The sequence below is a fragment of the Nonomuraea sp. NPDC050328 genome (assembly GCF_044459405.1).
Taxonomy (GTDB): domain Bacteria; phylum Actinomycetota; class Actinomycetes; order Streptosporangiales; family Streptosporangiaceae; genus Nonomuraea.
In genome coordinates this window covers 499,486-524,286 of sequence record NZ_JBITIW010000003.1, presented here as the reverse complement: position 1 = coordinate 524,286, position 24,801 = coordinate 499,486, and the positions used below count along the sequence as shown (strand labels likewise).

The 24,801-nt window shown below is 73.5% G+C and carries 27 protein-coding genes; 14 read left to right on the top strand and 13 right to left on the bottom strand.

The window, feature by feature from the left end:
• The first annotated feature begins 88 nt into the window (after positions 1-88).
• The 3 genes from ACIBG7_RS13880 to ACIBG7_RS13870 are packed head-to-tail and all read left to right on the top strand — an operon-like array spanning position 89 to position 2,699.
• On the top strand, positions 89-1,213 hold the full coding sequence (locus ACIBG7_RS13880) for a sensor histidine kinase (RefSeq protein WP_397336381.1): 1,125 nt from the start codon (positions 89-91) through the stop codon (positions 1,211-1,213).
• Entirely contained in the window at positions 1,153-1,800 is a 648-nt protein-coding gene (locus tag ACIBG7_RS13875) for a response regulator (protein WP_397336380.1), read from the top strand. The genes ACIBG7_RS13880 and ACIBG7_RS13875 overlap by 61 nt, the downstream gene beginning before the upstream one ends.
• Positions 1,797-2,699: an aminoglycoside phosphotransferase family protein gene (locus tag ACIBG7_RS13870; RefSeq protein ID WP_397336379.1), complete on the top strand. Its 903-nt coding sequence runs from the start codon at positions 1,797-1,799 to the stop codon at positions 2,697-2,699. The genes ACIBG7_RS13875 and ACIBG7_RS13870 overlap by 4 nt, the downstream gene beginning before the upstream one ends.
• 14 nt (positions 2,700-2,713) lie before the next feature.
• Here the strand turns inward: ACIBG7_RS13870 and ACIBG7_RS13865 are convergent, their stop codons facing one another.
• On the bottom strand, positions 2,714-3,655 hold the full coding sequence (locus ACIBG7_RS13865; RefSeq protein WP_397336378.1) for a haloalkane dehalogenase: 942 nt from the start codon (positions 3,653-3,655) through the stop codon (positions 2,714-2,716).
• A 127-nt stretch (positions 3,656-3,782) separates the two neighbouring features.
• On the opposite strand from ACIBG7_RS13865, the gene ACIBG7_RS13860 reads away from it, so the two are divergent.
• From ACIBG7_RS13860 to ACIBG7_RS13850, 3 genes are all read left to right on the top strand, one after another.
• A complete protein-coding gene (locus ACIBG7_RS13860) occupies positions 3,783-4,370 on the top strand; it encodes a peroxiredoxin-like family protein (RefSeq protein ID WP_397336377.1) in 588 nt (195 codons plus the stop codon).
• Positions 4,367-5,236, top strand: coding sequence for an RNA polymerase sigma factor SigJ (sigJ, locus tag ACIBG7_RS13855; RefSeq protein ID WP_357923493.1), 870 nt, complete (start codon positions 4,367-4,369; stop codon positions 5,234-5,236). The genes ACIBG7_RS13860 and sigJ overlap by 4 nt, the downstream gene beginning before the upstream one ends.
• Before the next feature lie 99 nt (positions 5,237-5,335).
• Positions 5,336-5,716, top strand: a complete 381-nt coding sequence (locus ACIBG7_RS13850) for a 3-keto-5-aminohexanoate cleavage protein (RefSeq protein ID WP_397336376.1) — start codon at positions 5,336-5,338, stop codon at positions 5,714-5,716.
• Here ACIBG7_RS13850 and ACIBG7_RS13845 read toward each other — a convergent pair.
• The 3 genes from ACIBG7_RS13845 to ACIBG7_RS13835 all read right to left on the bottom strand — a co-directional run bounded on the left by ACIBG7_RS13845 (position 5,688) and on the right by ACIBG7_RS13835 (position 8,017).
• A complete protein-coding gene (locus ACIBG7_RS13845; RefSeq protein ID WP_397336375.1) occupies positions 5,688-6,404 on the bottom strand; it encodes a TetR/AcrR family transcriptional regulator in 717 nt (238 codons plus the stop codon). The genes ACIBG7_RS13850 and ACIBG7_RS13845 overlap by 29 nt on opposite strands.
• A gap of 46 nt (positions 6,405-6,450) precedes the next feature.
• On the bottom strand, positions 6,451-6,783 hold the full coding sequence (locus ACIBG7_RS13840) for a YnfA family protein (RefSeq protein ID WP_397336374.1): 333 nt from the start codon (positions 6,781-6,783) through the stop codon (positions 6,451-6,453).
• A gap of 88 nt (positions 6,784-6,871) precedes the next feature.
• Positions 6,872-8,017, bottom strand: coding sequence for an MFS transporter (locus ACIBG7_RS13835; protein ID WP_397336373.1), 1,146 nt, complete (start codon positions 8,015-8,017; stop codon positions 6,872-6,874).
• A gap of 152 nt (positions 8,018-8,169) precedes the next feature.
• Between ACIBG7_RS13835 and ACIBG7_RS13830 the strand changes: the two genes are divergently transcribed.
• Genes ACIBG7_RS13830 through ACIBG7_RS13805 form a run of 6 tightly spaced genes read left to right on the top strand, consistent with a single transcriptional unit; the run spans position 8,170 to position 15,794 of the window.
• On the top strand, positions 8,170-9,366 hold the full coding sequence (locus ACIBG7_RS13830; protein WP_397336372.1) for an ROK family protein: 1,197 nt from the start codon (positions 8,170-8,172) through the stop codon (positions 9,364-9,366).
• Positions 9,363-10,301: a carbohydrate ABC transporter permease gene (locus tag ACIBG7_RS13825; RefSeq protein WP_397336371.1), complete on the top strand. Its 939-nt coding sequence runs from the start codon at positions 9,363-9,365 to the stop codon at positions 10,299-10,301. Before ACIBG7_RS13830 ends, ACIBG7_RS13825 begins: the two co-directional genes overlap by 4 nt.
• Complete coding sequence (locus tag ACIBG7_RS13820; RefSeq protein WP_357923506.1) at positions 10,294-11,100, top strand: carbohydrate ABC transporter permease; 807 nt, start codon at positions 10,294-10,296, stop codon at positions 11,098-11,100. Before ACIBG7_RS13825 ends, ACIBG7_RS13820 begins: the two co-directional genes overlap by 8 nt.
• A gap of 13 nt (positions 11,101-11,113) precedes the next feature.
• Positions 11,114-12,367, top strand: a complete 1,254-nt coding sequence (locus ACIBG7_RS13815) for an ABC transporter substrate-binding protein (RefSeq protein ID WP_397336370.1) — start codon at positions 11,114-11,116, stop codon at positions 12,365-12,367.
• 26 nt (positions 12,368-12,393) lie between these two features.
• Entirely contained in the window at positions 12,394-13,587 is a 1,194-nt protein-coding gene (locus ACIBG7_RS13810; protein ID WP_397336369.1) for a glycoside hydrolase family 15 protein, read from the top strand.
• Complete coding sequence (locus tag ACIBG7_RS13805) at positions 13,584-15,794, top strand: TIM-barrel domain-containing protein (RefSeq protein ID WP_397336368.1); 2,211 nt, start codon at positions 13,584-13,586, stop codon at positions 15,792-15,794. Before ACIBG7_RS13810 ends, ACIBG7_RS13805 begins: the two co-directional genes overlap by 4 nt.
• Here ACIBG7_RS13805 and ACIBG7_RS13800 read toward each other — a convergent pair.
• From ACIBG7_RS13800 to ACIBG7_RS13785, 4 genes are all read right to left on the bottom strand, one after another.
• Positions 15,773-16,531, bottom strand: coding sequence for a MerR family transcriptional regulator (locus ACIBG7_RS13800; RefSeq protein ID WP_397336367.1), 759 nt, complete (start codon positions 16,529-16,531; stop codon positions 15,773-15,775). The two genes, ACIBG7_RS13805 and ACIBG7_RS13800, sit on opposite strands and share 22 nt — an antisense overlap.
• A gap of 48 nt (positions 16,532-16,579) precedes the next feature.
• Entirely contained in the window at positions 16,580-17,464 is an 885-nt protein-coding gene (locus tag ACIBG7_RS13795) for a DUF2268 domain-containing protein (RefSeq protein ID WP_397336366.1), read from the bottom strand.
• 107 nt (positions 17,465-17,571) lie between these two features.
• A complete protein-coding gene (locus tag ACIBG7_RS13790; protein WP_397336365.1) occupies positions 17,572-18,327 on the bottom strand; it encodes an SDR family oxidoreductase in 756 nt (251 codons plus the stop codon).
• A gap of 13 nt (positions 18,328-18,340) precedes the next feature.
• Positions 18,341-18,826 carry a carboxymuconolactone decarboxylase family protein gene (locus tag ACIBG7_RS13785; protein ID WP_397336364.1) on the bottom strand — a complete coding sequence of 162 codons (486 nt, stop codon included), beginning with the start codon at positions 18,824-18,826 and terminating at the stop codon, positions 18,341-18,343.
• Positions 18,827-18,959: 133 nt separating this feature from the next.
• Between ACIBG7_RS13785 and ACIBG7_RS13780 the strand changes: the two genes are divergently transcribed.
• Together ACIBG7_RS13780 and ACIBG7_RS13775 are read left to right on the top strand one after the other, a co-directional pair.
• Positions 18,960-19,868 carry an RNA polymerase sigma-70 factor gene (locus ACIBG7_RS13780; RefSeq protein WP_397336363.1) on the top strand — a complete coding sequence of 303 codons (909 nt, stop codon included), beginning with the start codon at positions 18,960-18,962 and terminating at the stop codon, positions 19,866-19,868.
• 324 nt (positions 19,869-20,192) lie between these two features.
• Positions 20,193-20,933, top strand: a complete 741-nt coding sequence (locus ACIBG7_RS13775) for a VOC family protein (RefSeq protein ID WP_397336362.1) — start codon at positions 20,193-20,195, stop codon at positions 20,931-20,933.
• A 3-nt stretch (positions 20,934-20,936) separates the two neighbouring features.
• Here ACIBG7_RS13775 and ACIBG7_RS13770 read toward each other — a convergent pair whose 3' ends face one another.
• The 5 genes from ACIBG7_RS13770 to ACIBG7_RS13750 form a co-directional block, all read right to left on the bottom strand.
• Positions 20,937-21,857 carry an aminoglycoside phosphotransferase family protein gene (locus ACIBG7_RS13770; RefSeq protein WP_397336361.1) on the bottom strand — a complete coding sequence of 307 codons (921 nt, stop codon included), beginning with the start codon at positions 21,855-21,857 and terminating at the stop codon, positions 20,937-20,939.
• A 72-nt stretch (positions 21,858-21,929) separates the two neighbouring features.
• Positions 21,930-22,814, bottom strand: a complete 885-nt coding sequence (locus ACIBG7_RS13765) for a LysR family transcriptional regulator (protein ID WP_397336360.1) — start codon at positions 22,812-22,814, stop codon at positions 21,930-21,932.
• A gap of 301 nt (positions 22,815-23,115) precedes the next feature.
• Complete coding sequence (locus ACIBG7_RS13760) at positions 23,116-23,769, bottom strand: PepSY domain-containing protein (protein WP_357923530.1); 654 nt, start codon at positions 23,767-23,769, stop codon at positions 23,116-23,118.
• Positions 23,770-23,855: 86 nt separating this feature from the next.
• Positions 23,856-24,401 carry a pyridoxamine 5'-phosphate oxidase family protein gene (locus ACIBG7_RS13755; protein WP_397336359.1) on the bottom strand — a complete coding sequence of 182 codons (546 nt, stop codon included), beginning with the start codon at positions 24,399-24,401 and terminating at the stop codon, positions 23,856-23,858.
• 5 nt (positions 24,402-24,406) lie between these two features.
• Positions 24,407-24,754, bottom strand: a complete 348-nt coding sequence (locus ACIBG7_RS13750) for a helix-turn-helix domain-containing protein (protein ID WP_397336358.1) — start codon at positions 24,752-24,754, stop codon at positions 24,407-24,409.
• Positions 24,755-24,801 lie beyond the last annotated feature (47 nt).

Sequence of the window (24,801 nt, the reverse complement as noted above, 5' to 3'; positions counted from 1 at the left end):
ACAGATGCCGTTCGGCACGTTCAGAAGCCCCGAGGGGTGCCGTTCGGCACCTTCGATCGAGTGCCGTTCGCCCCGTATCGTCACCCTGGTGAGTGTTCTGGGGGTTGTCGCCCTGTTCGTGGCGGTGCTGGCGGTCGTGGCCGGGTCGGTGCCGTGCTGCCGTCCCGTCCTGCCCGTGGCCGCCGTCGTCGCGGCGGGCACGTCGCTGCTGGTCACCGCGGCACACCTGACCGGCCCGGTGGTGGCCGGTCCCGGCGGTGACGCGCTGTCCATGGCGGAGAGCGTGGTCCTGACCGCGCTCACCGGGGTGGTCGTCCGCTTCGTCCCCGGCCGGCGAGCAGCCGTGCTCGCCGCGCTGGTCGCGCTGGCGGCGGCGACCTGGCTGCTGCGCGTCTTCGACGCGGCCTCGCCGCTGGAGGCGGTGGGGGCCTGCGCGTTCTGGGGCGCGGGCGCCGCGCTGGCCGCCGCCGTGGGCGGCCACCTGCGCCACACCGAGGTACGGCAAGCGCGTGCGGTCGCCGGCACCCGCCTGGAGCTGCGCCTGCGCCTGGCCAGAGACCTGCACGACTACCTCGCGCACGACATCAGCGAGATGGTCGCCCACGCCCAGGCCGGCACGGTCGCCGGCGACCCCCGCGAGGCGCTCGGCCGCGTCGAGGCGGCCGGGCAGCGCGCGCTAGCCATGCTCGACCGCACCCTCGACATGCTGCACCACGACACGCTGCACCACGACACGCTGCACCACCACATCCCGCTCACCCCCGGCGGCGACCTGGAGGGCATCCGGGAGGCGGCCGGCCGGTTCGCCGCCGCCGGGCCCGCCCGGGTCGAGCTGACGCTGGAGGCGGCGGACGTGCCACCGGAGACCTCGGCCCTGGCCTACCGGGTCGTGCTCGAAGGGCTGACCAACATCCGGCGGCACGCGCCGCAGGCCCGGCTGGTCGGCCTGCGGATCAGCACCTCCTCCGGCAGGCTCGACCTCAGCCTGACCAACGACGGCGTGCGCGCGGCCCAGCCCGCCGGGCGGCGCGGCGGCACCGGGCTGGCCGCCCTGACCTCGCTGGTCGAGGCGCACGGCGGGGAACTGCGGGCGGCAGCCGTACCGCAGGGGTGGTCGTTGACCGTCCGGCTGCCGCTGGCACAATCGCCGGAATGGCCACCCGCATCCTCCTCGCCGACGACCAGGAAGGCATCCGCAGCGCCTTCCGGCTGATCCTCGACGCGCAACCCGACATGAGCGTGGTCGCCGAGGCCGCCGACGGCCGGACCGCCATCGACACCGCGAAGGCGATCAAGCCGGACGTGGTGCTCGCCGACATCCGGATGCCGGGCGCGGACGGCATCGAGGTCACCCGGGCGCTGCGGGACACCGGCATCCACGTCGTCGTGGTCACCACCTTCGGCCTGGACGAGTACGTGGACGCCGCGCTCCGGCACGGCGCCGCCGGGTTCCTGCTCAAGCGGTCGGGTCCGGCGCTGCTGGTCGAGGCGGTTCGTGCGGCGATGAGCGGGGACGTCCTGATCAGCCCGCAGCTCACCGTCGGGCTGCTCGCGCGGCGTGGTGAGGCTCGGGAGGGCTCCGACGTGGTCCTGACCGAGCGGGAGGAGCAGGTCGTCACGCTCGTCGCGCAGGGGCGGACCAACGCGGAGATCGCCGCCGAGCTGTTCCTGTCGCCCGGGACGGTGAAGAACCACGTCGCCACCCTCCAGCGCAAGGTCGGGGCCCGGAACCGGGTCGCCGTCGCGGGCTGGGCGTGGGCGACCGGCCGGGCCGGCACGAGCGGGGGAGAGCTGGGATGAGGATGCACGACGACCAGCTCACGATCACTCCGGAGCTCGTGCGTGCCCTGGTGGCATCTCAGTTCCCCGAGTGGCGCGATCTCCCGGTCACCGAGGTGACCGGGCCCGGCACGGTCAACGCCATCTTCCGCCTCGGCGACGACCTGACCGCCCGCTTCCCCCTCCAGCCCGGCGTCACCGCCTCGGTGCGCGACGGCCTTCGGGGGGAGTTGGAGGCGGAGGCGGCGGCTGCCCGGGAGCTGGCCGGTCGCACCCGGTTCCGTACCCCGGAACCCGTCGCACTGGGTTCCCCCGGCGATGGTTACCCGCTGCCCTGGTCGGTGCAGACCTGGCTCCCCGGCACCATGGCCACCCCGGACTCCGTCGCCACCTCCACCGCTTTCGCCCACGACCTGGCCGACCTCATCACCGACCTGCGCGCCGTCGACACCCGCGGGCGCACCTTCACCGGCAAGGGACGAGGCGGCGACCTGCGCTCCCACGACGCCTGGATGGAGACCTGCTTCCAGCGCAGCGAACACCTGCTGGACCTCCCCCGCCTGCGCGCGCTGTGGGAGCGCCTGCGGGTGCTGCCGCCCGCCGGGCCGGACGTGATGTGCCACAGCGACCTCATCCCCGGCAACCTGCTCGTCTCCGGCGACCGGCTCACCGGCGTCCTCGACGTGGGCGGCTTCGGCCCGGCCGACCCGGCCCTGGACCTCGTCGCAGCCTGGCACCTCCTGGAGCCCGGCCCCCGGAAGGTGCTCCGGGAGCGGCTGGACAGCGACGACCTGACGTGGGAGCGCGGCAAGGCCTGGGCCTTCCAGCAGGCGATGGGAGCCGCCTGGTACTACGTGAGGAGCAACCCCGCGATGAGCCGGATGGGCCTCACCACCCTGGAGCGGATCTTGGCCGACTGACCCCGCCGCCACCCTCACCGAGCCGCCGCTGGCCCCGCCCCCGTCTCCGCGATGAACTCGTTGATCACCGCGGCCAGCTCCGGCCCGGCGTCCTCCTGGAGGAAGTGCGCCGCCCCGGTGATCAGCGGATGCGCCCGCCCCTTCGCCCCCGGGATCCGGTCGCTCAGCCCCCGGTGGTCACCCCGGCTGACATGGTCGAGGTCGCTGAACGCGCACAGGAACGGCACGTCCAGCCCCTCCAGCGCCCGCCAGGCCTCCCGCAGCACCGGAGTGATCTCGTCCTGCGGCGTGATCGGGATGAGCAGCGGGAACTGCCGCACCCCGGTCAGGTACGCCTCCCCGGGGTAGGGCGCGTCGTAGGCGGCCAGCGCCCCCGGGTCCAGCTCGGTGACGGTCATCGCGTCGATCACCGCCGACGGCTTGAACGGGTGGATGCGCTGGCTGGACTGCAACCAGGAGGCCAGCATCGGCCAGCCCTCGCCGAGGTCCTCCTCGCCCGTGCTCAGGCCGGTGTTGGCGGCCACGACCCGGCGGAAGCGGCCGGGCCGGGCGGCCAGCAGAGGCAGGCCGAGCGCACCGCCCCAGTCGTGGCAGACCAGGGTGAGCTCCCGCAGGCCGAGCACGTCGAACAGGGCCTCGCCGAGCCAGTCGAGGTGCCGCTGGTAGGTGTGGCCGAAGCGGTCGGCGAGCTTGTCCGACTTGCCGAACCCGATCAGGTCGGGCGCGACGCACCGGTGTCCCGCCGCGACCAGCGGCGGGATGACCCGGCGGTACAGGTAGCTCCACGAGGGGTTGCCGTGCAGCAGCACCACCGTCTCCCCGGACTCGGGCCCGGCCGGGCGCTCGTCGAGGTAGTGCATCCGCACCCGGCCGCCGTCCAGCGCGGCGTAGTGGGGGGTGAACGGGTAGTCCGGCAGGTCGGCGAACCGCTCCTCCGGGGTCCTCAGCACGTTCATGTCCATTTCCTGCGATGTTCCGGTCATGCCGATGAGAGATCCGGCGAGGGCGAAGTGTGACGTCACATTCCGGGCGCCGGATCCCTCTTATGGACATGAGCCGACACGACTCGTCGCGGGAGCGGCGATGAACAAGATCGAGCGGTACCTTCTCGACCGGGCCAGGTTCGCGCCCGGCGACCGCGTCACGCCCCGCCGGCCGGCCGGGCTGCGCGGGCCGGTGGCGTTGCCCGCGCCCGGCGGGCTGACCCACCTGCAGTTCCGCCGCTACGCCGGCTGCCCGGTGTGCAACGTGCACCTGCGCACGTTCGCGGTACGGCACGCCGACCTCACCGCCGCCGGCCTCCACGAGATCGCCGTCTTCCACTCCCCGGCCGAGGACCTGCTGCCGCACCACGAGGCGCTTCCGTTCGACGTCGTCGCCGACCCCGGCAAGGAGCTCTACGAGGCGTTCGGCGTCGGCCGGTCGGTGCGCTCGGTGCTGCATCCGCGGGCCTGGCTCGCGCCGGTGCGGCCCAGCACCTACGGTGTGGTGATGCGTGGCGTGTTCCGTGGCGGCCGGCCGTACCCCCGGAGCGGCGAGAACGTCACGGGGCTGCCCGCCGACTTCCTGCTCGACCCCGACGGCGTCCTGCTCGCCGTGCGGTACGGCAGGCACGCCGCCGACCAGTGGAGCGTCGAGGACCTGCTGGCGCTCGCCCGGAGCCACGCGTGAACGAGCAGGTCTTCGCCGAGCATCGCGAACTGCTGTTCTCCGTCGTCTACGGCATGCTCGCCACCGTCGGCGACACCGAGGACGTCCTGCAGGAGACCTGGCTGGCCTGGTCCGGCACCGATCTGGCGCGGATCGAGAACCATCGCGCCTACCTGGTCCGGATCGCCGTCAACCAGGCCCTGGCCCACCGGAAGGCTCTCGACCGCCGCAAGGAGACCTATCTAGGCCCGTGGCTCCCCGAGCCGCTGGTCACCACCGGCGACGCCGCCGAGCCGGCCGAACGCGCCGAGTCGGTGTCGCTGGCCATGCTCGTGGTGCTGGAGACGCTGACCCCGGCCGAGCGCGCGGTGTTCATCCTGCACGAGGTCTTCGGCTACCGGCACACCGAGATCGCCGAGATGCTCGAACGCACTCCGGCCGGCGTCCGCCAGCTCGCGCACCGGGCCCGTGAGCACGTGCGGGCCCGCCGCCCGCGCGCCCGCGTCGACCAGCGGACGCACCGGGAGGCGACCGAGCGGTTCATCGCGGCCGCGTTCGGCGGCGACCTGGCGGCGTTGCTGGAGCTGCTCTCGCCGGAGGTCACCCTGTGGGCCGACAGCGGCGGCAAGTCCGCGGTCGGCGGGCCCAGGCCGGTGCATGGCCGGGACAACGTCGCCCGGGTGCTGCTGGCGGGCGCCCGCGAGGTCGGCGACGTCGAGGTGCGTTACCGGCAGGTCAACGGCGACCCGTCGGTGGTCCTGTTCGCCGACGAGACGCCGTTCGCGGTGATGGTGCTCGACCTGGAGGACGGCGGCGAGCAGGTGCGGGACGTCTACGTGGTGAGCAACCCCGACAAACTCGCCACCCTCGGCGACGCGGCACCGTGACGGGCGCGCCGCCGGGGGAAGGTCTCCCCGCATGAGGCCCTCCTCGCCCGAGGCGTCGCCGTCGAGGCCGGCCTCTTCTCCGGGACCGGGGCCGGCGGGGTGGGGGTCTTCGCGGGAGTGGACGCCGTCGAGCGCTTCTTCGCCTGGCCGGGCGCGCACCGGGTGACGCGCGTCCTGGCGGAGATCACCGACACCGACCCGGACACCGCCGTGTCCACCGCCGCCGCCCTGCTGGACCGCCTGGCCGCCCACGCCGAACGGCCGAACGCCGTCCGCGCCGGACGGCCGAACACCGCCCGCGCGACCAGGCCGATCCTGCTGCACGGCGAGGACGGCTCGGCCTGGCCGGTGCTGGCCCTCGCCGGTGCGCGCGGGCTGGCGGCCAGGATCGGCCTCGAGGACACCCTCCATCTGCCCGGCGGCTCCCCGGCCCCGGACAACGCCGCCCTGGTCAGGGCCGCTCGGCGGCTGCTTCGGTGAGGGCCAGGGCGATGCAGTCGAGGACCCGCTCCAGCCCGTGCCGGAACCGTTCGTCCGGGCTGAGCCGCGGCTGCCGCGCCTCCAGCGTGATCTTGGTGAAGATCGGGTACTCGCCGCTGTCCACGATCTGCCGGATGCGCGGGTAGCTCTGCGCCAGCCAGTCGGCCTCGGACAGGCCGCTGCGGCGCAGTTCCCCGGCCCAGGTGACCTCCTCGCGGGCGGCGCCTTCGACGTAGCCGTTCAGCAGGGCCATCAGGCTGAGGTTCTCGTCGACGGGAACGTGGGCGTCGAGTGTCCCCATCACCCGCTCGATCAGCCGGAGCTGGTTGGGGCCGAAACCGGCCCGCGAGCGCTGGACGCCGGCGATCCACGGGTGGCGCAACCACATCGCCCGCAGCTCGCAGGCGTAACGGGTCAGGTCGGCGCGCCAGTCGCCGGAGGGCAGCCCGGCGAGGTCGAGCTCGCCCATCAGGTGGTCGGCGATGAGATCGACCAGGTCGTCGCGGCTCGGCACGTACCGGTAGAGCGACATCGCCCCGGCGCCGATCTCGGCCGCGATCCGCCGCATCGTGGCGGCCTCCAGCCCTTCGGCGTCGGCGAGCCGTACCGCCGCCTCGGTGATCTGCGCCCGGCTGTAGGCCGGTTTCGGGCCCCGGGCGGGGCGCTCGGGCCGCATCCAGATATTCATGTGGCCACGCCACCTCCTTGCTGCGTACAGGGTACTCAGTGGGCGGCTAGGAGCGGGGCGCGTACATGATCACAGCGACGCCGGCCAGGCAGATCAGCGCGCCCGCGACATCCCACCAGTCGGGCCGGAACCCGTCGACGACCATGCCCCACACCAGCGACCCGGCCACGAACACCCCGCCGTAGGCGGCCAGGATACGGCCGAAGTCGGCGTCCGGCTGCAGGGTGGCGACGAACCCGTACAGCCCCAGCGCGATCACCCCGGCGCCGATCCAGACCAGGCCGCGCTGCTCGCGCACGCCCTGCCACACCAGCCACGCCCCGCCGATCTCGGCCAGCGCGGCCAGGGCGAACAACACCAGGGAGCGGATGATCGTCATGCCTGCCAGTACAGCGCATCCCGGAGGTGACACGTGCTGCAGCCGGCGGGCCCGCGACGAGCTGGGGTGGACCCTCGCCACCGTCCGGCTACGGTGCGCGGTGCCGGACGGTGAGGGCGGCGAGGACGGCCAGCAGACCGGCCAGCGCGGCGAAGCCGTACCCCAGGAAGGACACCGTCGCGACGCCGGCGACCAGCAGAGGCCCGCCCGCGTCGCCGAGTTCGCGGCCGAGTTCGGCCGAGCCCATGGTCTGGCCCAGGCGTTCGGCCGGGGTGGTGGCCGCCAAGGCGGCGAAGCCGAGCGGGGTGATCAGGCCGGTCCCCGCGCCGATCAGCACCGCGGCGGCCAGGAGGCCGCCCAGACCGGGGAGCATGGCCGCGGCGAGCCCCGCGGCGGTGGTCAGCAGCCCGGCCGTGAGACCGGTGCGGGTGCTGAGCCGTCCCGCGTCGAGGGCCCGCCCGGCCAGCGGCTGGACGAGCGCGGCGCTGGCCGCCAGCGTGGAGGCCGCGGCCCCGGTGGCCACGGTGCCGAGCCCGGCCGCCGCGCCGGAGACGGGCAGGAAGCCGACGCCGACCGACAGCGCCGCGGTCGCCCCGGCCAGGGCGGCGGTCGGGGTCAGGAAGGCGCGGCTGCCGAGCCGCCGGGCCAGGTCGAGGACGGTCTGGCGGGCGCGCGGCAGCGGCGGCACGGCAGGGACGGCCAGCGCCGCCCAGAGCGCGACGGCGAGGCCGAGCCCGGCCGTCACCGCGAACAGCAGCCGCAGCCCGCCCGCCCAGACCAGGACGCCGCCGAGCAGCGGGCCGAGGGTGTAGCCGAGCGACTTGTAGAACCCGTACCCGCCGAAGGCGCGCCCGTGCTTGGCGCCCGGATTGAGCCGGGCGACCAGCGCGGAGGCCGCGGGGGAGAAGGCCGAGGCCGCCGCGCCCTGGCCGAGGCGAGCCGCCCACAGCCACCCCGGGCTGTCGGCCAGGGCGTAGAGCGCGGAGGCGGCGGCGAAGGCCAGCAGCCCGCCGAGCAGTACCGGCCGGGCGCCGACGCGGTCGGCCAGCGTGCCGAAGACCGGCTTGAGCAGCACCTCCGCGCCGTCGTAGAGGGCCAGCAGCCCGCCGAGGACCAGCAGCGAGGTGACCGCGTCGGAGGAGAAGCCGCCGAGGTTGGCCGCGACGGCGTGCGCGCCGAACGCCGTGGTGAAGCCCGCCGCGTACAGCGGCCACATGGCCGCCCTGGCGCTCACCCGGACTCGGTTCGGCAGTTCTGCACAGCGCAGAAGGTAGCAGGGCCACGCCGGTCGGTTTCGGAACGGTTTCGGAGGGTTGACACCGGCCGAAGCCCGGCTCCATATTTTCACCACTAACTTTATTGCCGAAGAAAGCCTGGTACCCCCACATGGCAGGCACTGACCGCGGCGACCTGACCCGGACGGCGATCCTCGCCCTCCTGGGCACGCTCGGGCCGCTGAGCCGTACCGACATCGCCCGCGAGCTCGACCTCAGCCCCGCCACCGTCACACAGCTCACCCGCGAGCTGATCGGTGCGGGGATGCTGGAGGAGCTCGACCTGAAGCCCTCGCGCGGCGGGCGGCCCGCGCAGTTGCTGGGCCTGATCGGCGCGGCGGGCCGCGCGCTGGGCGTCAAGGTGACCGCCGACCACCTGGTGCTGGTCGATGTCCGCCTGGACGGCGTCGTGCTCGGCTCCTGGGAGCGCCCGTTCGACCCGGCCTCCCCGCACGCGCTGGACGAGCTGGCCGACGCGGTGGAGGCCACGCTCGGCGCGCTCAGCGACGGGCCGCCGCTGCTCGGGCTCGGCGTCGGCGTGCCCGGCGCCGTGGACGACCAGGCGGCCGGCACCGTCAACGCGCCCACGCTGGGCTGGCAGGGCATGCCGGTCGGCGAGCGGCTGCGGCGCAGGCTCAAGCTGCCGGTGCTGGTGGAGAACGACGTCAACGCGCTGGCGGCGGCCGAGCGGCTGTACGGCAGGGGCCGCACGCACCGCGACTTCCTCGTGCTGACCATCGGCCGTGGCGTCGGCGCCGCGATCGTCACCGACGGGCGGGTGTACCGGGGAGCGCGCGGCGGCGCGGGCGAGTTCGGCCACGTGCCGGTGGCCGAGGACGGCCCGCGCTGCGGCTGCGGCTCCACCGGATGCCTGGAGGCGTTCGTCGGCACCGCCGGACTGCTCGCCGCCGCCGGCGAGCAGGACCTGGGCCCGGTCGCCTCCGTCGACGAGCTGGGCCGGGCCGCCGCCGAGGGCTCGCGGGCCGCGCTCGGCGTCTTCGCCGAGGCGGGCGCGATCCTGGGCCGGGCCACCGCCGGGCTGATCAACGTGGTCGACCCCGAGGTCGTGGTCGTGCTCGGCGAGGGCGTCGCGCACTGGCCGTTCTGGCAGCCGGGCTTCGACCGCGCCGTGCGCGCCCAGCTCATGCCCGGCCGGCGCGACATCTCCATCGAGGTCGAGGCCTGGGACGAGACGAGCTGGGCGCAGGGCGCCGCGGCGCTGGTGCTGGCCACGCCGTTCGACGCGGCCGGAGCCGCGGGCGAGCAGGGCAGGCTGGTGCGCGCCCGGCTGATCGGGACCCAGTCATGAGCGTGACCACGCGGGCGGCGTCGCCGGTCGAACGGGCCACCGCACCGCCCCGCCGTACCGCGGGACAGCGCTGGCGGTACGCGGGCACGGTGGCGATCTTCCTGCTGCCGAGCCTGGTGCCGCTCACCCTGTTCACCCTGGTCCCGATGGCCGGGTCGCTGTGGGTGAGCCTGCACGAGTGGGACCTGCTGCAGCCGATGCGCTGGGTCGGCCTGGCCAACTACGCCGACCTGCTGGGCGAGGAGGAGACCAGGGCGGCCTTCGGGCACACCCTGTACTTCATCGCCGGCTACCTCCCGCTGGTGTACGCCGGCGGCCTCGGCCTGGCGATGTTGCTCAACCGGGCGATGAAGGGCCGCAACCTCTTCCGCGCCGTCTACTTCCTGCCGGTGATCACCAGTTGGGTGGTCGTGGCGCTGATGTGGAAGTGGCTGCTCAACCCGGCCAGCGGCATCGTCAACTGGGCGCTCGGCCTGCTGGGCGTCGAGGGTCCCGGCTGGTGGACCGATCCGGACTGGGCGATGCCGTCGATCATCCTCGCCTCGGCCTGGAAGGACCTCGGCTTCGTCATGATCATCCTGTTGGCCGGGCTGCAGGCCATCCCGGGGGAGTACCACGAGGCGGCCCGCGTCGACGGCGCCTCCCCCTGGCAGCGCTTTCGCGGCATCACCCTGCCGCTGCTGTCGCCCTCGACCTTCTTCGTCGTGGTGATCTCGCTCATCAACGGCTTCCAGGTCTTCGACCAGGTGCACGTCATGACCGGCGGCGGCCCCGGCGGGGCCACCCAGGTGGCGGTGGAGCAGGTCTACAAGCTGACCTTCGAGTACGGCAGAGCCGGCGCGGCCTCGGCGTTGTCGTGGCTGCTGTTCGCCGTCGTGCTGGTGGTCACCCTCGTCCAGGTCCGCGGCCAGCGCAGGTGGGTGACCTATGGGTAAGGCGCTGAAGTACCTGCTGGTGATCGCTGGCGCGCTGGTGATGCTCTTCCCCTTCGCCTGGGCGGTGATCACCTCGCTGACGCCGGACGGCGCGGTGCTCGCCTCGCCGCCCGACTTCACCCCGGAAGGGGCCGGGCTGGGCGCCTACGAGCGGCTGCTGGCGGCGATGCCGTTCTGGCGCATCCTGGCCAACAGCCTCTGGATCGGCCTGGCCTCGACCGCGCTGCAACTGATCACCAGCGCGATGGCCGCCTACGCCTTCGCCCGGCTCCCGTTCCCTGGGCGCGGCGCGTTGTTCGCCGTCTACCTGGCCACGCTGATGGTGCCGCTGCAGGTGCTGATCGTGCCGCTGTTCATCGAGATGCGCACCCTCGACCTGACCGACACCTACTTCGCCGTGCTGGCGCCGACCGTGGCCTCGGCGTTCGGGGTGTTCCTGCTGCGGCAGGCCATCCAGCAGGTGCCGCGCGAGTTCGACGAGGCCGCGGTGCTCGACGGCGCGGGCCACCTGCGGATCTTCGCCTTCGTCGTGCTGCCGCTGATCCGGCCCGCGCTGGCCACCTTCGCCATCTTCGCCTTCATGGCGAGCTGGAACAGCTACCTGTGGCCGCTGGTGATCCTGCGCTCGCCGGAGTTCTTCACGCTGCCGCTCGGCCTGGCCGAGTTGCACGGCCGCTTCACCACCGAGTGGAACGTCGTCATGGCCGGCTCCGTGGTCAGCGTCGTGCCGATCCTCATCCTCTACCTGTTCGCGCAGAAGCACGTCATCGCCTCCGTCGCCCAGTCCGGCCTCAAGTAAGGACGAACCCCCCATGAAGAAGACCCTCGCCCTCCTGGCGCTCGCCGCGCTGGCCACCGCCTGCTCGCAGGGCTCGGCCACCAGGGACACCACCACCGCCGAGGGCGGCAAGGTGACGTTGCGCTACTTCACCTTCTCCGCCGCGCCCGACCACGTCAAAGACCTCGACAAGATCGTCCAGGCCTTCGAGAAGGAGAACCCGGCGATCGACGTGGTGGTCGAGACCGCCCCCTACGACCAGTACTTCACCAAGTTGCAGACGGCCATCGCCGGCGGCACCGCGCCCGACACCTTCGAGCTGAACTACGAGAACTTCGTGACCTACGCTGGGGCCGGCTCCCTGCTCGACCTCGGCACCGTCGCCGGCGACACCGCCCCGGCCGGCTACGCCGAGGAGTCGCTCAACGCCTTCCGGCACGAGGGCAAGCAGTTCGCGCTGCCCGCCTCCTTCTCCACCGTCGTGCTCTTCTACAACAAGGACCTGTTCGAGAAGGCCGGGGTGGCCCTGCCCACCGCCGACTGGACCTGGGCCGAGGAGCAGGCCGCCGCCGAGAAGCTGACCGACAAGGGCGCCAAGGTCTACGGCGACTTCCAGCCGGTGCAGTTCTTCGAGTTCTACAAGGCGCTCAAGCAGGCCGGCGGCGAGTTCCTGGCGGCCGACGGCAAGAAGTCGGCCTTCAACAGCCCGCAGGGCGTCAAGGCCGCCACCTGGCTGGTGTCCAAGGTCGGCAAGACCATGCCGACCGAGGCGGAGATCGGCGGCACCGCCGACTACGACACCAACCTCTTCAAGTCCGGCAAGCTCGCCATGTGGCACAACGGCATCTGGCAGTTCGCCGGGCTGAAGGACGTGCCGTTCGAGTGGGACGTGGTCGTCGAGCCCGGTGACGTGACCAAGGCCAGCGCGGTCTTCCACAACTCGGTGGCCGCCTCGGCCGGCACCAAGCACGGCAAGCAGGCCCACGCCTGGGCGAAGTTCCTGTCCTCGTCGAAGGTCGCGGCCACCACCCGCATCGAGTCGTCGTGGGAGCTGCCGCCGATCTCCGACCAGGCCGTGCTCGACGGCTACCTGAAGGACCCCGAGCCGGCCAACCGCCAGGCGGTCTTCGACTCGCTCAAGTCGATCGCGCTGCCCCCGGTGATCAAGCGTCAGCAGGAGATGCAGGACGCGGTGACCCAGGAACTCGGCAACGCCGCCGCCGGCCGCGTCAGCGTGCAGGAAGCGCTGACCGCGGCCGCCGCCAAGGTCGACGCGCTGCTCGGCTGACCCCATCTACCAGGAGAACTGACCCAGTGATCGTAGGAAGCGACCTGGCGCGGGCGCGGCTCGTCACGCGCAGCGTCGAGGTGATCGGCGCGCATCAGTCGCCCTCGGGGGCCTACCCGGCCAGTCCCACCTTCTCGGCCTACCGCGGCTACGCCTGGCTGCGCGACGGCGCGTTCATCGCCGAAGGCATGAGCCGGTCCGGGCAGGCCGAGAGCGCGAGCGCCTTCCACGCCTGGTGCGCGCGGGTGATCGGCGCCCGCCGCGACCAGGTCGAGAGCCTGATCGCCCGGGCCCGCGCCGGGCTGCCGGTCTCGGCGGCCGAGATGTTGCCCACCCGCTTCACCCTCGACGGCGGCGACGGCGCCGACGAGTGGTGGGACCACCAGCTCGACGGCTACGGAACCTGGCTGTGGGCGCTGGCCGAGCACACCGCCCGGCACGGGGCGCGGGTGCCGGGGGCCGAGGAGGCGGTCGGCGTCGCCGCCCGCTACCTGACCTGGTTCTGGAACCAGCCCTGCTACGACTGGTGGGAGGAGCACGTCGACCAGCGGCACGTCTCGACGCTCGGCGCCGTGCACGCGGGACTGCGCGCCGCGGTGACCAGCGGCCTGCTCGACAACCGGGAATCCGCCGCCGCCGCGCAGGCCGTGGCCGACATCGCCGCGCTGGTGGCCGAGCACGGCGTCGCCCCCGCCGGTCACCTGCGCAAGTGGCTGCCCTCCGGGCAGGGCGCGGTCACGCTGGTGGATCCGGGCCAGGCCGTGGCCCCGCTGCACGACCTCGACGCCCAGGGTCTCGGCGGCGACGCCGTGGACGCCTCGCTGCTGGCCTGCGTGGCGCCCTTCGGGCTCTACCCCGTCGGCCACCCGGTGGCGGTGGCCACGGTGGCCGAGGTGGAGCGGCAGCTCGCCCGCGACGGCGGCGTGCACCGCTTCCTGGCCGACAGCTTCTACGGCGGCGGCCGCTGGGTGCTGCTGGCCGGCTTCCTCGGGCTCAACCACGCCGCCGCCGGCCGTCGCGCGGAGGCGCTGCGCTACCTGGACTGGATGGCCGCGCAGGCCGACGAGTCGGGGCAGTTGCCGGAGCAGGTCTCCGACGTCCTGCTCGCGCCGCGCCGGCTCTCGGAGTGGACGCGCCGCTGGGGGCCGGTCGCGCGGCCCCTGCTTTGGTCGCACGGAATGTACCTGATGCTCGCCGACGCGCTGGAGGTCCGCGCATGATCACCCACCGCCCGTACGGCTCGGGCCACCCCTACGCCGACACCCCCGACCAACGGCTGCCGGTCACGCCCCTGGACGGGCAGCCGGTGGAGCTGCGGGTGCGGGCCGCCGCCTCGGTGCGCGAGCTGACCTGCCAGTGGCGCGTCGACGGGCGCGACGCCGCCGAGTTCGGCCTGACCAGGGTGGGATCGGCCGAGGATCCGGCCGGGGACGAGCAGCTCGACGGCGGGCACCTGGCCGCCGCGCAGGCGCGGGCCGCCCGGGCGGCCTCCGGCTCGTGGCGCGTCACGACGCCGCCGCTGCGCGCCGGGCATCGGTACGGCTACCGCTTCGTCGCCACGACCGACGGCGGTGCCCGCCGTACCAGCCGGTGGTTCGAGGTCACCGCGGCGAGCTGGCAGGACGGCGGCGGCAAGCTGACCACGCGTGGCGCCGACCGGATCGTGCCCGGCAGCGTGCGCTGGCTCGCCGACGGCGACGGCGTACGGCGGAGCCGGTTCGAGATCGCCCTCGCGCCCGGCGAGCACGTGGTCGGCTTCGGCGAGCGCTTCGACCACGTCGACCAGCGCGGCCGGACGCTGGACGCGGTGGTGTTCGAGCAGTACAAGGCCCAGGGCGAGCACGGCCGCACCTACCTGCCGATGCCGTTCGCGATCGTCGTCGGCGGCCCGCGCACCTGGGGCTTCCACGTGGCCACCTCGCACCGGACCTGGTACGACGTCGGCGACACCCTCACCGTCGAGGCCGACGGCGCCGAGGTGCACGTCACCTTCTACGAGGGCGAGCCCGCCCGCGTCCTCGACGCCTTCCTCAACGACGTCGGCCGGCCGGCCGAGCTGCCCGACTGGGTGTTCCGGCTGTGGGCCAGCGGCAACGAGTGGAACACCCAGGCCCGCGTCATGGCCGAGATGGACGCCCACCGCGAGCACGACATCCCGGTCGGCGCGCTGGTCATCGAGGCGTGGAGCGACGAGAGCACCTTCACCGCCTTCCGCGGCGCCCGGTACGAGCCGGGGGAGGAGCCGCACACGCTGGCCGACTACACCTTCCCGGCCGACGGGCCGTGGCCTGACCCGAAGGGGATGGTGGACGAGCTGCACGAGCGCGACATCAAGGTGCTGCTGTGGCAGATCCCGCTGCAGAAGATGCGCCCGCACCCCGCCCACCAGGCCGCCGTCGACGCCCGGCAGATCCTGGAGCACGGCGTCCGTGAGGCCGACGGCCGGCCGTACCGCAACCGGGGCTGGTGGTTCCCGCTGGCGCTGATGCCGGACCTGTCCAGCCCGGCGACCCGCGAGTGGTGGACGGCCAAGCGCCGCTACCTGGTCGAGGAGGTCGGCGTCGACGGGTTCAAGACCGACGGCGGCGAGCACGCCTGGGGTCACGACCTGCGTTACGCCGACGGGCGGCGCGGCTCGGACGGCAACAACCTGTTCCCGGTGCACTACGCCCGCGCCTTCGGCGACCTGCTGCGCGCGGCCGGGAAGGCGCCGGTCACCTTCAGCCGGGCCGGGTTCGCCGGGTCCCAGCCGCACGGCGCCTTCTGGGCCGGGGACGAGGACTCCACCTGGGAGGCCTTCCGTGCCTCGATCCGGGCCGGCATCACCGCGAGCGCCTGCGGCATCGTCTACTGGGGCTGGGACCTGGCCGGCTTCTCCGGGCCGGTGCCCGGCGCCGAGCTGTACCTGCGGGCCGCCGGGACCAGCGCGTTCATGCCGATCATGCAGTACCACTCGGAGTTCAACCACCACCGCACCCCGCGGCGGGACCGCACGCCGTGGAACATCGCCGAGCAGACCGGCGACGAGCGGGTCCTCCCGCTGTTCCGCGCCTTCGCCAAGCTGCGCGAGCGGCTGGTGCCGTACCTGGCGGCGGAGGCGGCCAAGGCCGTGCGCGGCGGCGCGCCGCTGATGCGCGGGCTGTTCTTCGACCATCCGCGCGACGAGCGGATCTGGGCCTACCCGCTGCAGTACAAGCTGGGCGACGCCCTGCTGGTCGTGCCGGTCACCGAGCCGGGCGCCGACCGGGTCGAGGCGTACCTGCCCGAGGGCGAGTGGATCGACGTCTGGACCGGCCAGGCCCGCCCCGGCGGTCAGGTGCTCACCCTGGACGCGCCCCTCGACCGGCCGCCGGTGCTCTGCCTGGCCGCGCACTGGCCCGGGCTGTCGGCCGTGTTCGGTTCAGGTCACATGCCCGACCGCGCGTAGGCGTGCAGCGCGTCCCGGACGAAGGCCGACCCCGCCGCGTCGTCGTACATGCCGGCGTAGCGGGGGTCGTCCACGTACATGTCGCCCACGCCGATCACCATCTCGATCGAGCGTTCCCGGTCGCCGTCGAACGTGGGCGTGCCCGGGATCCGGCTCAGCCACCGCACGTGCCGGGCGGCCAGCTCCTGAGCTTTGTCCGACTTCGGGGAGATCCCCGCCTTGGCCAGGTCGACCCAGGCGGCCACCAGGTCCTCGGCGTCGCGTTTCCAGGCCCGCTGCTGCTCCAGGGTCTTGCCGTGCCACCAGTCGTTGCTCACCCGGAAGGCGCGCTCACCCCAGCGGGAGATCACCTCGTCCCTGTAGTAGTCGTTGAACCCGGCCAGCATGACGTCCATCCGGGGCTCCCCGCCCGCCTCCAGGACCTCGAGCGTCTGCCGGACCGACCGGATCTGCCGGTCGAGGCGCTCGCGCTCCTCCTCCAGCGCCGCGATGTGACCGCGCAGCCCTTCGGCCGCGTCCACCTCCTCGGCCAGCACCTTCGCGATGGCGGGCAGACCCATGCCGAGCCGGCGCATCAACAGGATCCGCTGCAACCGCAAGACCGCGCCCGCGTCGTAGTACCGGTACCCGTTCGCCCCCACCCGCGACGGCGCCAGCAGCCCCGTGCTGTCGTAGTGCCGTAGCGCGCGGCTGGTGATGCCGGCCCTGGCGGCGAGTTCCTGGATCGTCCACTCCACCGTCCCAGTCTCACCGCTCGTCGGCGAAGCCCGGCACCCGGGTGCCGATCACCCTTCCCGGCGGGTGATGGCGATGACCTTGGCGGCGTCGGCGTGGAGGGCCTGGGCGGGGGTCTGCCCGGTGGCGGTCAGGTAGGCGTCGGCCAGGCGGTTGCCCGCGGCGTAGCCGGCGCCCATGGGCAGGCCGACGGGGGTGAGGCCGAACAGCTCGGCGCTCGGGTCGCCGTGCACCCAGGCGGTGAAGTTCTCCATGCCGGTGACGCCGAGCCCGGTGAGCACCTTGGCGAACACCTCGTCGTCGTGCAGGTGCGGGACGCCGATGCGGGTGTGGCCGAGCTCGTCGCCGTAGAGCTGGCGGGCGAAGGCGTCGGCCAGGCCCTCGGAGACGATGTGCTCGCCGACCGTGACGGTCGCCGGGTCCCACACCACCCCGCTGGGCGCGAACCGCAGGTTGTGGTGGAGCTCGTGCGCCGCGGTCACCTCCAGCCGCGCCACGTTCTCCGGGTAGGGCCAGAGGGTGATCACGATGGTCCCGGTGATGCCGCCGAACCCGGTCACGCCCTTGCAGGGACCCATGAAGTGCTCGTCGCCCGGGTCTCCGAGGATGACCGCCACGGTGATGTCCGGGGCTTCCAGCCCCGGGTTCGCCTCCACCAGTACGGCAAGCGCGTCGTCGAAGGCCCGCCGCAACCGCTCCAGGGCGCCGGCCGCCTCCAGGGTGTCGAGCGCGTCGAGGCAACGCTCCTCGTCCCGGTCGAGCGGGAACCCGGAGGTCTGCCCGTGCAGGGCCACCAGGTCGAGCTCGCCGGGGTGGTAGCGGTACATCGGCCTGGTGGGCTCCAGCATCTCGCCCAGCAGGGCGGCCCGGCCGGCGGGCGGGGCGAGCAGGATCCGCCGCATGGCGGAGAAGGTGTCAAGAACGGTGATGGACATGGCGGCGATGCTAGAAGTTGACGCAACGTCAAGGTCAAACCGCTGCACCCCAAGGGTGTTCCCACGCCCTCGGCAGAGCCGCGGGCGTGGGAACACCCCGGCAGGGGTCACTGGGTGGCGAGCCACTCCCGGAAGGTGGGGCCGGCGAGCTTGGCGTGCGGGCCGGGCAGGAAAGCACCCTCGGCGGCGAGCTCGCCGTCGGGCACGGCCGAGCCGTCCACGCCGACGACCTTGACGCCCCGGCGGGCGCCCAGGAGCGCGGCCGCCTCGGCCAGGATCTCCGCCCTTGGCCCGGCGATCTCCGGGACCGGCGCGGCCGGGTCGGGCTCGGCGGGCCGAAGGGCCAGGTCGGCGAGTTCCTCGGCCACGGTACGGCAGGCGACGAGCTGGGCGGGCAGCGCCGGGACGTGGGCGACCTCGCCCGGCTGCCAGTCGAGGAGCTGGCCGACGAACTCGTGGAACTGCGCGGCGCGCAGGATCCGGACCGGGAGCGGGCCGGCCGGCAGGAGGTCCTCGTGCGTCTTCTTGGCGGCGAGGAACCCGGCGGTGGCCTTGTCGGCCCCGATGATGGAGGCCACCACGAGCCGGGCGGCGCCGGCCTGCCTGCCGTACTCGTGCAGGTTCCGGGCGGAGGTGCGGAAGAAGGCGGTGGCCGCCTCCTGCTCGGAGGCGTGCCAGGAGGCGACGTCGACGATGATCTCGACGCCGGTGAGCGCCTCGGCCAGGCCGTCGCCGGTGATGATGTCCACGCCGGTGGCCCGCGACATCGGCACGACGTGGTGCCCGCGCTCGGTGAGGACGTCCACGACGTGCCGGCCCAGCCGTCCGGTGGCTCCGGCGACCGCGATCTTGGTGGTGCTCATGAGGGGTTCCTTCCTAGTCGGTGTAGTTCTGGCCGGGCGGCATGCCGGGGATCGGCTTGGCGATGAGCGCGGCGGGGGTGAAGAAGCCGATGTGCGCGATGGCCATGATCAGCGTCCACATCGCCTTGTCGTCGTAGTGCTCGGTGGCCCTGGCGTACAGCTCGTCCGGGACCCGCTCTCCAGACGGGTTCGGCGTCAGGACCGCCTCCACCAGCTCCAGCGCGACGCGTTCCGCGGCGGTGAACACCGTGGCGTCCCGCCAGGTCGCCACCGCGGTGATGCGCTCCTCGCTCTCCCCGGCCTGGCGCAGGACGCCGGTCTCGCGGACGGTGAAGTACGTGCTGCCCAGGAGCTGCCCGGCGCGCAACTGCAGCAGATGGACGGTGGTCTGCGGGATCGCGCCGTTGCGCAGGACGTTGTGCAGGCCGGCGGCGACCTCGGCCATCTCGGGGACGAACGGGAGCGGGCTGGGCATCCGCGATCGCTGATCTGCTGTCATGGCGAGACCTTCCTTCTCGTGAGGTGCGTGAACACGAGACGCCGGCCGCCGCGACCCTGTGACGGAGTCGCGTTGTGACATACGCCATCGGTCCCGGCCGTCACAGACGGGCGGGCTGCGGCGTCTAGTGCGCATGAGGGAACGCAGCGACCGAACCGAGGCGGTGGACTCGGCCACCGGGGTGTTCGTCACCCACCGCAACCTGCTCTTCACCGTGGCCTACGAGCTGCTCGGCTCGGCGGCCGACGCCGAGGACGTGCTGCAGGAGACCTGGCTGCGCTGGGCGGGCGTGGATCCGGAAACCGTGCGCGAGCCGCGCGCCTACCTGGTGCGGATCGTCACCCGGCAAGCGCTGGACCGGCTGCGGACGCTCGGCCGGCGCCGGGAGTCCTACATCGGGCCGTGGCTGCCCGAGCCGCTGCTGACCGCGCCCGACGTGGCCGAGGACGTGGAGCTCGCCGACAGCGTCTCGATGGCGATGCTCCTGGTGCTGGAGACGCTCCAGCCGACCGAGCGGGCGGTGTTCGTGCTGCGCGAGGTGTTCGACGTGGACTACGACGAGATCGCCGAGGCGGTCGGCAAGAGCCGGCCCGCGGTGCGTCAGATCGCCCGCCGGGCCCGCGAGCACGTCGCCGCGCGCCGGCCCCGCGGCGCCGGCTCCCCGGCCGAGCACCGCGCCGCCCTCCAGGCCTTCCAGCGCGCGGTCGAGACCGGCGAGCTGCAGAACCTGCTCGACGTCCTCGCACCGGACGTCGTCGCGCTCAGCGACGGCGGCGGCATCCGGCACGCCCTGCTCCAGCCGATCGTGGGCGCCGCCAACGTGGCCCGGCTGCTGGCCGCCGGCTGGTGGCGGCGGCAGGCCCCGCGGACGGCCGAGTTCGTGCAGATCAACGGCGGCCCCGGCCTGCTCGTCCGCGTCGGCGGCGAGATCGACGGCGTGGTGGCGGTGCGCGTGGAGAACGGCCTGGTCACCGGCGCCTACCACGTACGCAACCCCGAGAAGTTGTCCCACGTCGGCCGCGAGGTCGTGGTGAGCCGCTGATCCCTTCACCCGGGAGCAGCCCGGCGCTGGATCAGGCGCCGGGATCGGCCTCGCCGTTGAGGTAGCGCCCGGGTGAGGTGCCGACGGTCCGGCGGAACGCCGCGAGGAAGGCGCTCGGGGTCACGTACCCCCCCGTGTGCGCCACCTGCGACGAGGAAGACGCGGCGGCGGCCAAGCAGATCCGCCATCCGGCCGCACGACAGCAGCAGCCCGCCGAAGGCCGGGAAGTAGGCGTTGACGACCCAGGACAACCCGGACGCGCGGAACCCCAGCTCATCGCGGATGCGCCCTGCCCCCTCGCCGGGCGGGCATAGGGTGGTCGCCATGTCATTGCAGCTTGTTCAGGCGAACTTCAAGGCCAAGGACGACGTGGCACTCGGCGGGTTCTGGGCGGCGGCGCTCGGCTGGGACGTCTCCAGCGAGGGGCCCGGCGTGACCAACCTGCAGCCCGCGGGCTTCACCTGGCCGGACCCGAACGGTTTCTACCTCGACTTCGTGGCCGTCCCCGACCCGGAGACGGTGACGTACCGCGTGCACCTCGACCTCGCCACCACCTCCCAGGCCCACCAGGCCGAGCTGGTCGCCCGGCTGACCGAGCTCGGCGCGACCCCCGCCGACGTGGGCCAGGGCGACGTGCCGTGGGAGGTGCTGGCCGATCCGGAGGGCAACCTCTTCTGCGTGCTGGAGCCCCGGGAGCTGTACCGCGACACCGGGCAGATCGCCGCGGTGGTGGTCGACTGCGTCGACCCGCGGGCGATGGCGCGGTTCTGGGGCGAGGCGACGAACTGGACCGTGCACGAGGTGGACGACGAGCACGCGCGGCTGCGCTCGGCCGGCGGCGTCGGGCCGTTCCTGGAGTTCCTGCGCATCCCGCCCGGCGGGACCCCGGTGGCCAACCGGGTGCACCTCGACCTGATCCCGGACCCGATCGAGACCCAGAAGGCCGAGGTGGCCCGGCTGCGGACCCTGGGGGCGACCTCGGCCGACGTGGGCCAGGGTGAGGTGCCGTGGCAGGTGCTGGCCGATCCGGAGGGCAACCAGTTCTGCGTGCTGGGCCGGGCCTGACGCTCAGTCCGGAGCCAGGGCCTGGGTGATCTGCCGGGTGGTCTGCGCGGCGACGCGCGCATCGACGGCGGCGTAGGCGACGTAGGCGTTCAGGCCGGTCGCCAGCGCCCAGCCGCGTCCGCGCAGCCAGGTGGCCTCGTCCACCTCCAGCGCCTCGCGGAAGGCGGCGCGGGCGCGTGGCGTCATCAGCGTGTAGGCGACCATCAGGTCGCAGGCCGGGTCGCCGACGCCCAGGCCGCCGAAGTCGATGACCGCGCTGAGCGCGCCGCCGGTGGTCAGCAGGTTGCCGGTGTGGAAGTCGCCGTGGAACCACACCGGCGGGCCGGTCCAGCCTGGCGCCGCCAGCGCCGCGTCCCACACCGCGGTCATGGCCGCGGCGTCGAAGACCCCGGCCACCTGGGCGATCGTCGCCCGCGTCGCCCCATCCCGTACGGCCAGCAGCCCGCCGTCCGGGTGCTGATCCCCGTCCTCGGTGCCTTGAGCCGCGGGCTCGACCGCTGCGGTGGCCTGCGGAAACGGCGCCGGTTCGACGGCCTGGAGTGCCCGCAGGAAGCCAGCCAGCTCGCCGGCCGCCTCGGCCGAGTCGCCCAGCCCCTCGACGGTCGCCACCTCGCCCTCCAGCCAGCGCGACACCGCCCACGGCCAGGGGTACCCGAACCCCGGCTCACCCACCGCGACCGGCTCCGGCACGGCCAACGGCAGGTGCGGCGCGAGCCGGGGCAGCCACTCCAGCTCCTTGGCCGCCTGCTCGATCGCGTCCGAATGCCGCGGCAGCCGTACGGCAAGCCCGTCGCCGAGCCGGAAGATCATGTGGTCGGACCCGCCGGGCTCCACGAGCGTGAGCGGCAACCCCGACCACTGCGGGAACTGGGCCTCCACCAGCCGCGCGGCCAGCGCGGCATCGACGTGCGGACGGAACGACAAGCCGCCTCCCGGCGAACACGGAGCATGGACCCCTGATTGTCGCCCCAGACGCCGCGCCCGCACGACGGGTTTTCAGCCAGCCAGCGCCTCGCTCAGGTGCGCGCGGAAGCGGTGAGCCGCCTCCGACAGGTAGGCCCCCTCCCGCCAGTACAGCCGCAACACCCGGAAGGCCCCCGGCGCCAGCAGCCGGATGGCCGAGAAGCGGGGCCGCCCGGCCGCCATCGGCGAGTCGAGGTACCACGCGGGCCCGAACCCCACGCCGAGCCCGGCGGTGACCAGCTCGATGGCCGTCGCCGCCTCGTCGATCTCGCAGGCGACCACCAGCTCCAGCCCCGCCTCGGCGAAGAGCCGTTCGGCCAGCGTGCGCTGCCACAGGCCCGGCCGCGTGGTCACCACCGGTTCGCCGGCGACCTCGGCCATCGTCACCTCCCGCCGCCCGGCCAGCCGGTGCCCGAGCGGTACGGCGAGCACGACCTCCTCGCGCAGGAGCACCTCGTGGACCAGCCCCGGCCCGTCGAGCGTCTCGGAGGCCAGGCAGAAGTCGACCTGTCCCTCGCTCAGCCGCTCGGCCATCGCCGCGGGCGTCGCCTGGAACAGCCGGACCGCGACGCCGGGATGCTCGGCGAGGAAGCTCTTGACCGGTTCGGTGACCGTGAGCAGCGTCTCGGAGGCCAGCGAGACGCTGCCGTGGGTGAGCCCGGCGGCGTCGGTGAGCTCGCGCCTGGCGTCGTCCAGCTCGGCCAGCGCCCGGTCCACCCGGCGCAGGAACGCCGCGCCGAACCGGTTGAGCCGGATCCGGCGGCCCTGCCGGTCGAACAGCGGCACGCCCAGGTCGCCCTCCAGCCGGGCGATGGTCCGGCTGAGCGAGGGCTGGGCGACGCGGAGCTCCTCGGCCGCCCGGCTGATGTGCTCATGCCGGGCCACGACCTGGAAGTAGCGCAGCGACAGCAGATCCATGATGCCTCTGACGTTATGGATGCTCGGGAGAATCGATCCCGGACAGCATAGAACCGGGCGTGGCGCGCTAGAGGCCGAAGGAGTCGTGCGGTCCGGGCTTGGTGCTCGGCCGAGCCCTCGGCGGTCTCGGCGGGCAGCAGGCCCGGTGGCGGCGGTGCGCGGCGATCACCCCGGTGGCGTAGGGCAAGCACCCGCTAGTAGGCGGGCAGCTCCTCGCGCCGCGGCGGGCGGGCCTGGGGAGCCATGCCGGGCATCGCAGCACTCGATCACCCGGCCCTCAAGGGCCCGCCCGCGGCCGCGTTCAGCTGTTCTGCGCGTCCGTCTGGACCGTGCCGTCCTTGGCGTTCACCTTGACCTCGCGCTTGGCGCCGTCGGCGGTGACGACGTCGGCCTCCCAGACCGGCTTGCCGTCGTCGCTGTCCAGGTTCAGCTCGGTGATCCGGCCCTCGGGCACGGCCTCGGCCACCTTCTGCGCCGCTTCCTTGTAGTCGAGCGTGGCCGCCTTGACCAGGGCCGCCAGCTCGGCCTTGTCCGAGGCGTCGTCCTGCTCGGCGGCCGGTCCCGCGACCACGCGGCCGGAGGCGGCGTCCACGTCGAGCTGCTGCTCGGTGCCGTCCGGCTCCGCCAGGTGCACCTCCCAGACCTTGCCGTCGCCCTCGGCCTCGATCGAGATCAGCTTGGCGCCCTCCACCGCGGCCATGGCGGCCGCCGCGGCCTTCTCCAGGCCCTGCGTGTCCACCGGCCCGGACGCGCCCGCCGAGGGCGAGGACTCCGCCGGGTACGAGCCGGTCGGCTCACCCGACGGCGAGGCGGCCTGCCGCTCGGCCGCGAGACGCACCGCTGAACTGTCGCTGCCGGCCGATTGGCCGCCTGTGCCGCAGGCCGTGCCGCCGACGAGCGACGCCCCCAGCAGGACGATGCCGAGCAGGCCTGTCTTTCGGATTCCTTGTCGCATGTACGGCTTGCTCCCCGGGACTCGGCATAGGCAATACCAAGATTTCCTTTGCGCGGATCCCGCGTTTCATGGGAGCGGTCCGGTTTCTAGAACGTGTAGCGGGTGTGGCTGAACACCTGGCCGTCGTGCCCGAACCCGTAGGCCGTGCCGGGCGCCACCGCGAACAGCAGGTCGCCGCCCTTGCGGATGTTGTCGCCGAAGCCGAAGAACAGGCCGTCGGGCGAGGTGACATGCTCGCCGTACTGCTCCTCGAACGCGGCGATGACCTCGTCCTGCCGCGCCGGGTCGGTCACCTGCTCGGCCCTGCCCTCGACCACGATGTCGAGGCCCTCGGACAGGGACGCCTGCCCGGTGGTGAGGGCGCACTGCGGGTTGCCGGCCAGGTTCCTGGCCTTCTGCTCGGCCCGGCCGGTGCTGAAGTGCAGGGCCCCGTCGTGCCAGGCGGCGATCAGCGGCGTGACGTGCAGCCGGCCGTCGGGCCGTACGGTGGTGATCCAGAAGACCTCGGCCGCCCGCAGCCGGCGCTCGACCTCGGCCCAGTCGGTGGCGGTGACGTCCTCCGCCCCGGGGCGCGGGTGCAGCGCGGAGCTGTAGCGGGTGTCGAGTTCGGTCTTGGGCTGCTTCGCGGTCATGCGGGTCACTCCCTTCCCGAGCCGCCTACCCCACCCACCGCGAGGGAACCGCGGGGCCGGGCAGGAGCCGGGCAGCCCTGGCGGCGGTACTTGCCGGGGGCCGTGCCGTACTCGCGCTTGAAGGCGTTGGCGAACGCGAACTCCGAGCCGTAGCCGATCGCCGCGGCGATCTCGCTCAGCGCGGCGTCGGTGTCGCGCAGCAGACGCGCGGCCGTGCTCAGCCGCCACCAGGTCAGGTACGCGAGCGGCGGCCCACCCTTCGACCCTGCAGTGCTTGGCCGGGGCGTCGAACCAGGCGCGCAGGATGTACGGCAGCAGCAGGTCCAGGAGCGAGGAGACCACCAGGTCGGCACCGGGGCCGCGGGTTGAGCAGGGCGACCGCCGACGTGATCATGCTGGA

What these genes read in the sequence shown, in the direction of transcription:
- ACIBG7_RS13875 (WP_397336380.1), top strand. Translation starts at nt 1,153, where the DNA reads ATGGCCACCCGCATCCTCCTCGCCGACGACCAGGAAGGCATCCGCAGC.
- ACIBG7_RS13870 (WP_397336379.1), top strand. Translation starts at nt 1,797, where the DNA reads ATGAGGATGCACGACGACCAGCTCACGATCACTCCGGAGCTCGTGCGT.
- ACIBG7_RS13865 (WP_397336378.1), bottom strand. Translation starts at nt 3,655, where the DNA reads ATGAACGTGCTGAGGACCCCGGAGGAGCGGTTCGCCGACCTGCCGGAC.
- ACIBG7_RS13860 (WP_397336377.1), top strand. Translation starts at nt 3,783, where the DNA reads ATGAACAAGATCGAGCGGTACCTTCTCGACCGGGCCAGGTTCGCGCCC.
- ACIBG7_RS13845 (WP_397336375.1), bottom strand. Translation starts at nt 6,404, where the DNA reads ATGAATATCTGGATGCGGCCCGAGCGCCCCGCCCGGGGCCCGAAACCG.
- ACIBG7_RS13840 (WP_397336374.1), bottom strand. Translation starts at nt 6,783, where the DNA reads ATGACGATCATCCGCTCCCTGGTGTTGTTCGCCCTGGCCGCGCTGGCC.
- ACIBG7_RS13830 (WP_397336372.1), top strand. Translation starts at nt 8,170, where the DNA reads ATGGCAGGCACTGACCGCGGCGACCTGACCCGGACGGCGATCCTCGCC.
- ACIBG7_RS13825 (WP_397336371.1), top strand. Translation starts at nt 9,363, where the DNA reads ATGAGCGTGACCACGCGGGCGGCGTCGCCGGTCGAACGGGCCACCGCA.
- ACIBG7_RS13820 (WP_357923506.1), top strand. Translation starts at nt 10,294, where the DNA reads ATGGGTAAGGCGCTGAAGTACCTGCTGGTGATCGCTGGCGCGCTGGTG.
- ACIBG7_RS13815 (WP_397336370.1), top strand. Translation starts at nt 11,114, where the DNA reads ATGAAGAAGACCCTCGCCCTCCTGGCGCTCGCCGCGCTGGCCACCGCC.
- ACIBG7_RS13805 (WP_397336368.1), top strand. Translation starts at nt 13,584, where the DNA reads ATGATCACCCACCGCCCGTACGGCTCGGGCCACCCCTACGCCGACACC.
- ACIBG7_RS13795 (WP_397336366.1), bottom strand. Translation starts at nt 17,464, where the DNA reads ATGTCCATCACCGTTCTTGACACCTTCTCCGCCATGCGGCGGATCCTG.
- ACIBG7_RS13790 (WP_397336365.1), bottom strand. Translation starts at nt 18,327, where the DNA reads ATGAGCACCACCAAGATCGCGGTCGCCGGAGCCACCGGACGGCTGGGC.
- ACIBG7_RS13785 (WP_397336364.1), bottom strand. Translation starts at nt 18,826, where the DNA reads ATGACAGCAGATCAGCGATCGCGGATGCCCAGCCCGCTCCCGTTCGTC.
- ACIBG7_RS13780 (WP_397336363.1), top strand. Translation starts at nt 18,960, where the DNA reads ATGAGGGAACGCAGCGACCGAACCGAGGCGGTGGACTCGGCCACCGGG.
- ACIBG7_RS13775 (WP_397336362.1), top strand. Translation starts at nt 20,193, where the DNA reads ATGTCATTGCAGCTTGTTCAGGCGAACTTCAAGGCCAAGGACGACGTG.
- ACIBG7_RS13765 (WP_397336360.1), bottom strand. Translation starts at nt 22,814, where the DNA reads ATGGATCTGCTGTCGCTGCGCTACTTCCAGGTCGTGGCCCGGCATGAG.
- ACIBG7_RS13760 (WP_357923530.1), bottom strand. Translation starts at nt 23,769, where the DNA reads ATGCGACAAGGAATCCGAAAGACAGGCCTGCTCGGCATCGTCCTGCTG.
- ACIBG7_RS13755 (WP_397336359.1), bottom strand. Translation starts at nt 24,401, where the DNA reads ATGACCGCGAAGCAGCCCAAGACCGAACTCGACACCCGCTACAGCTCC.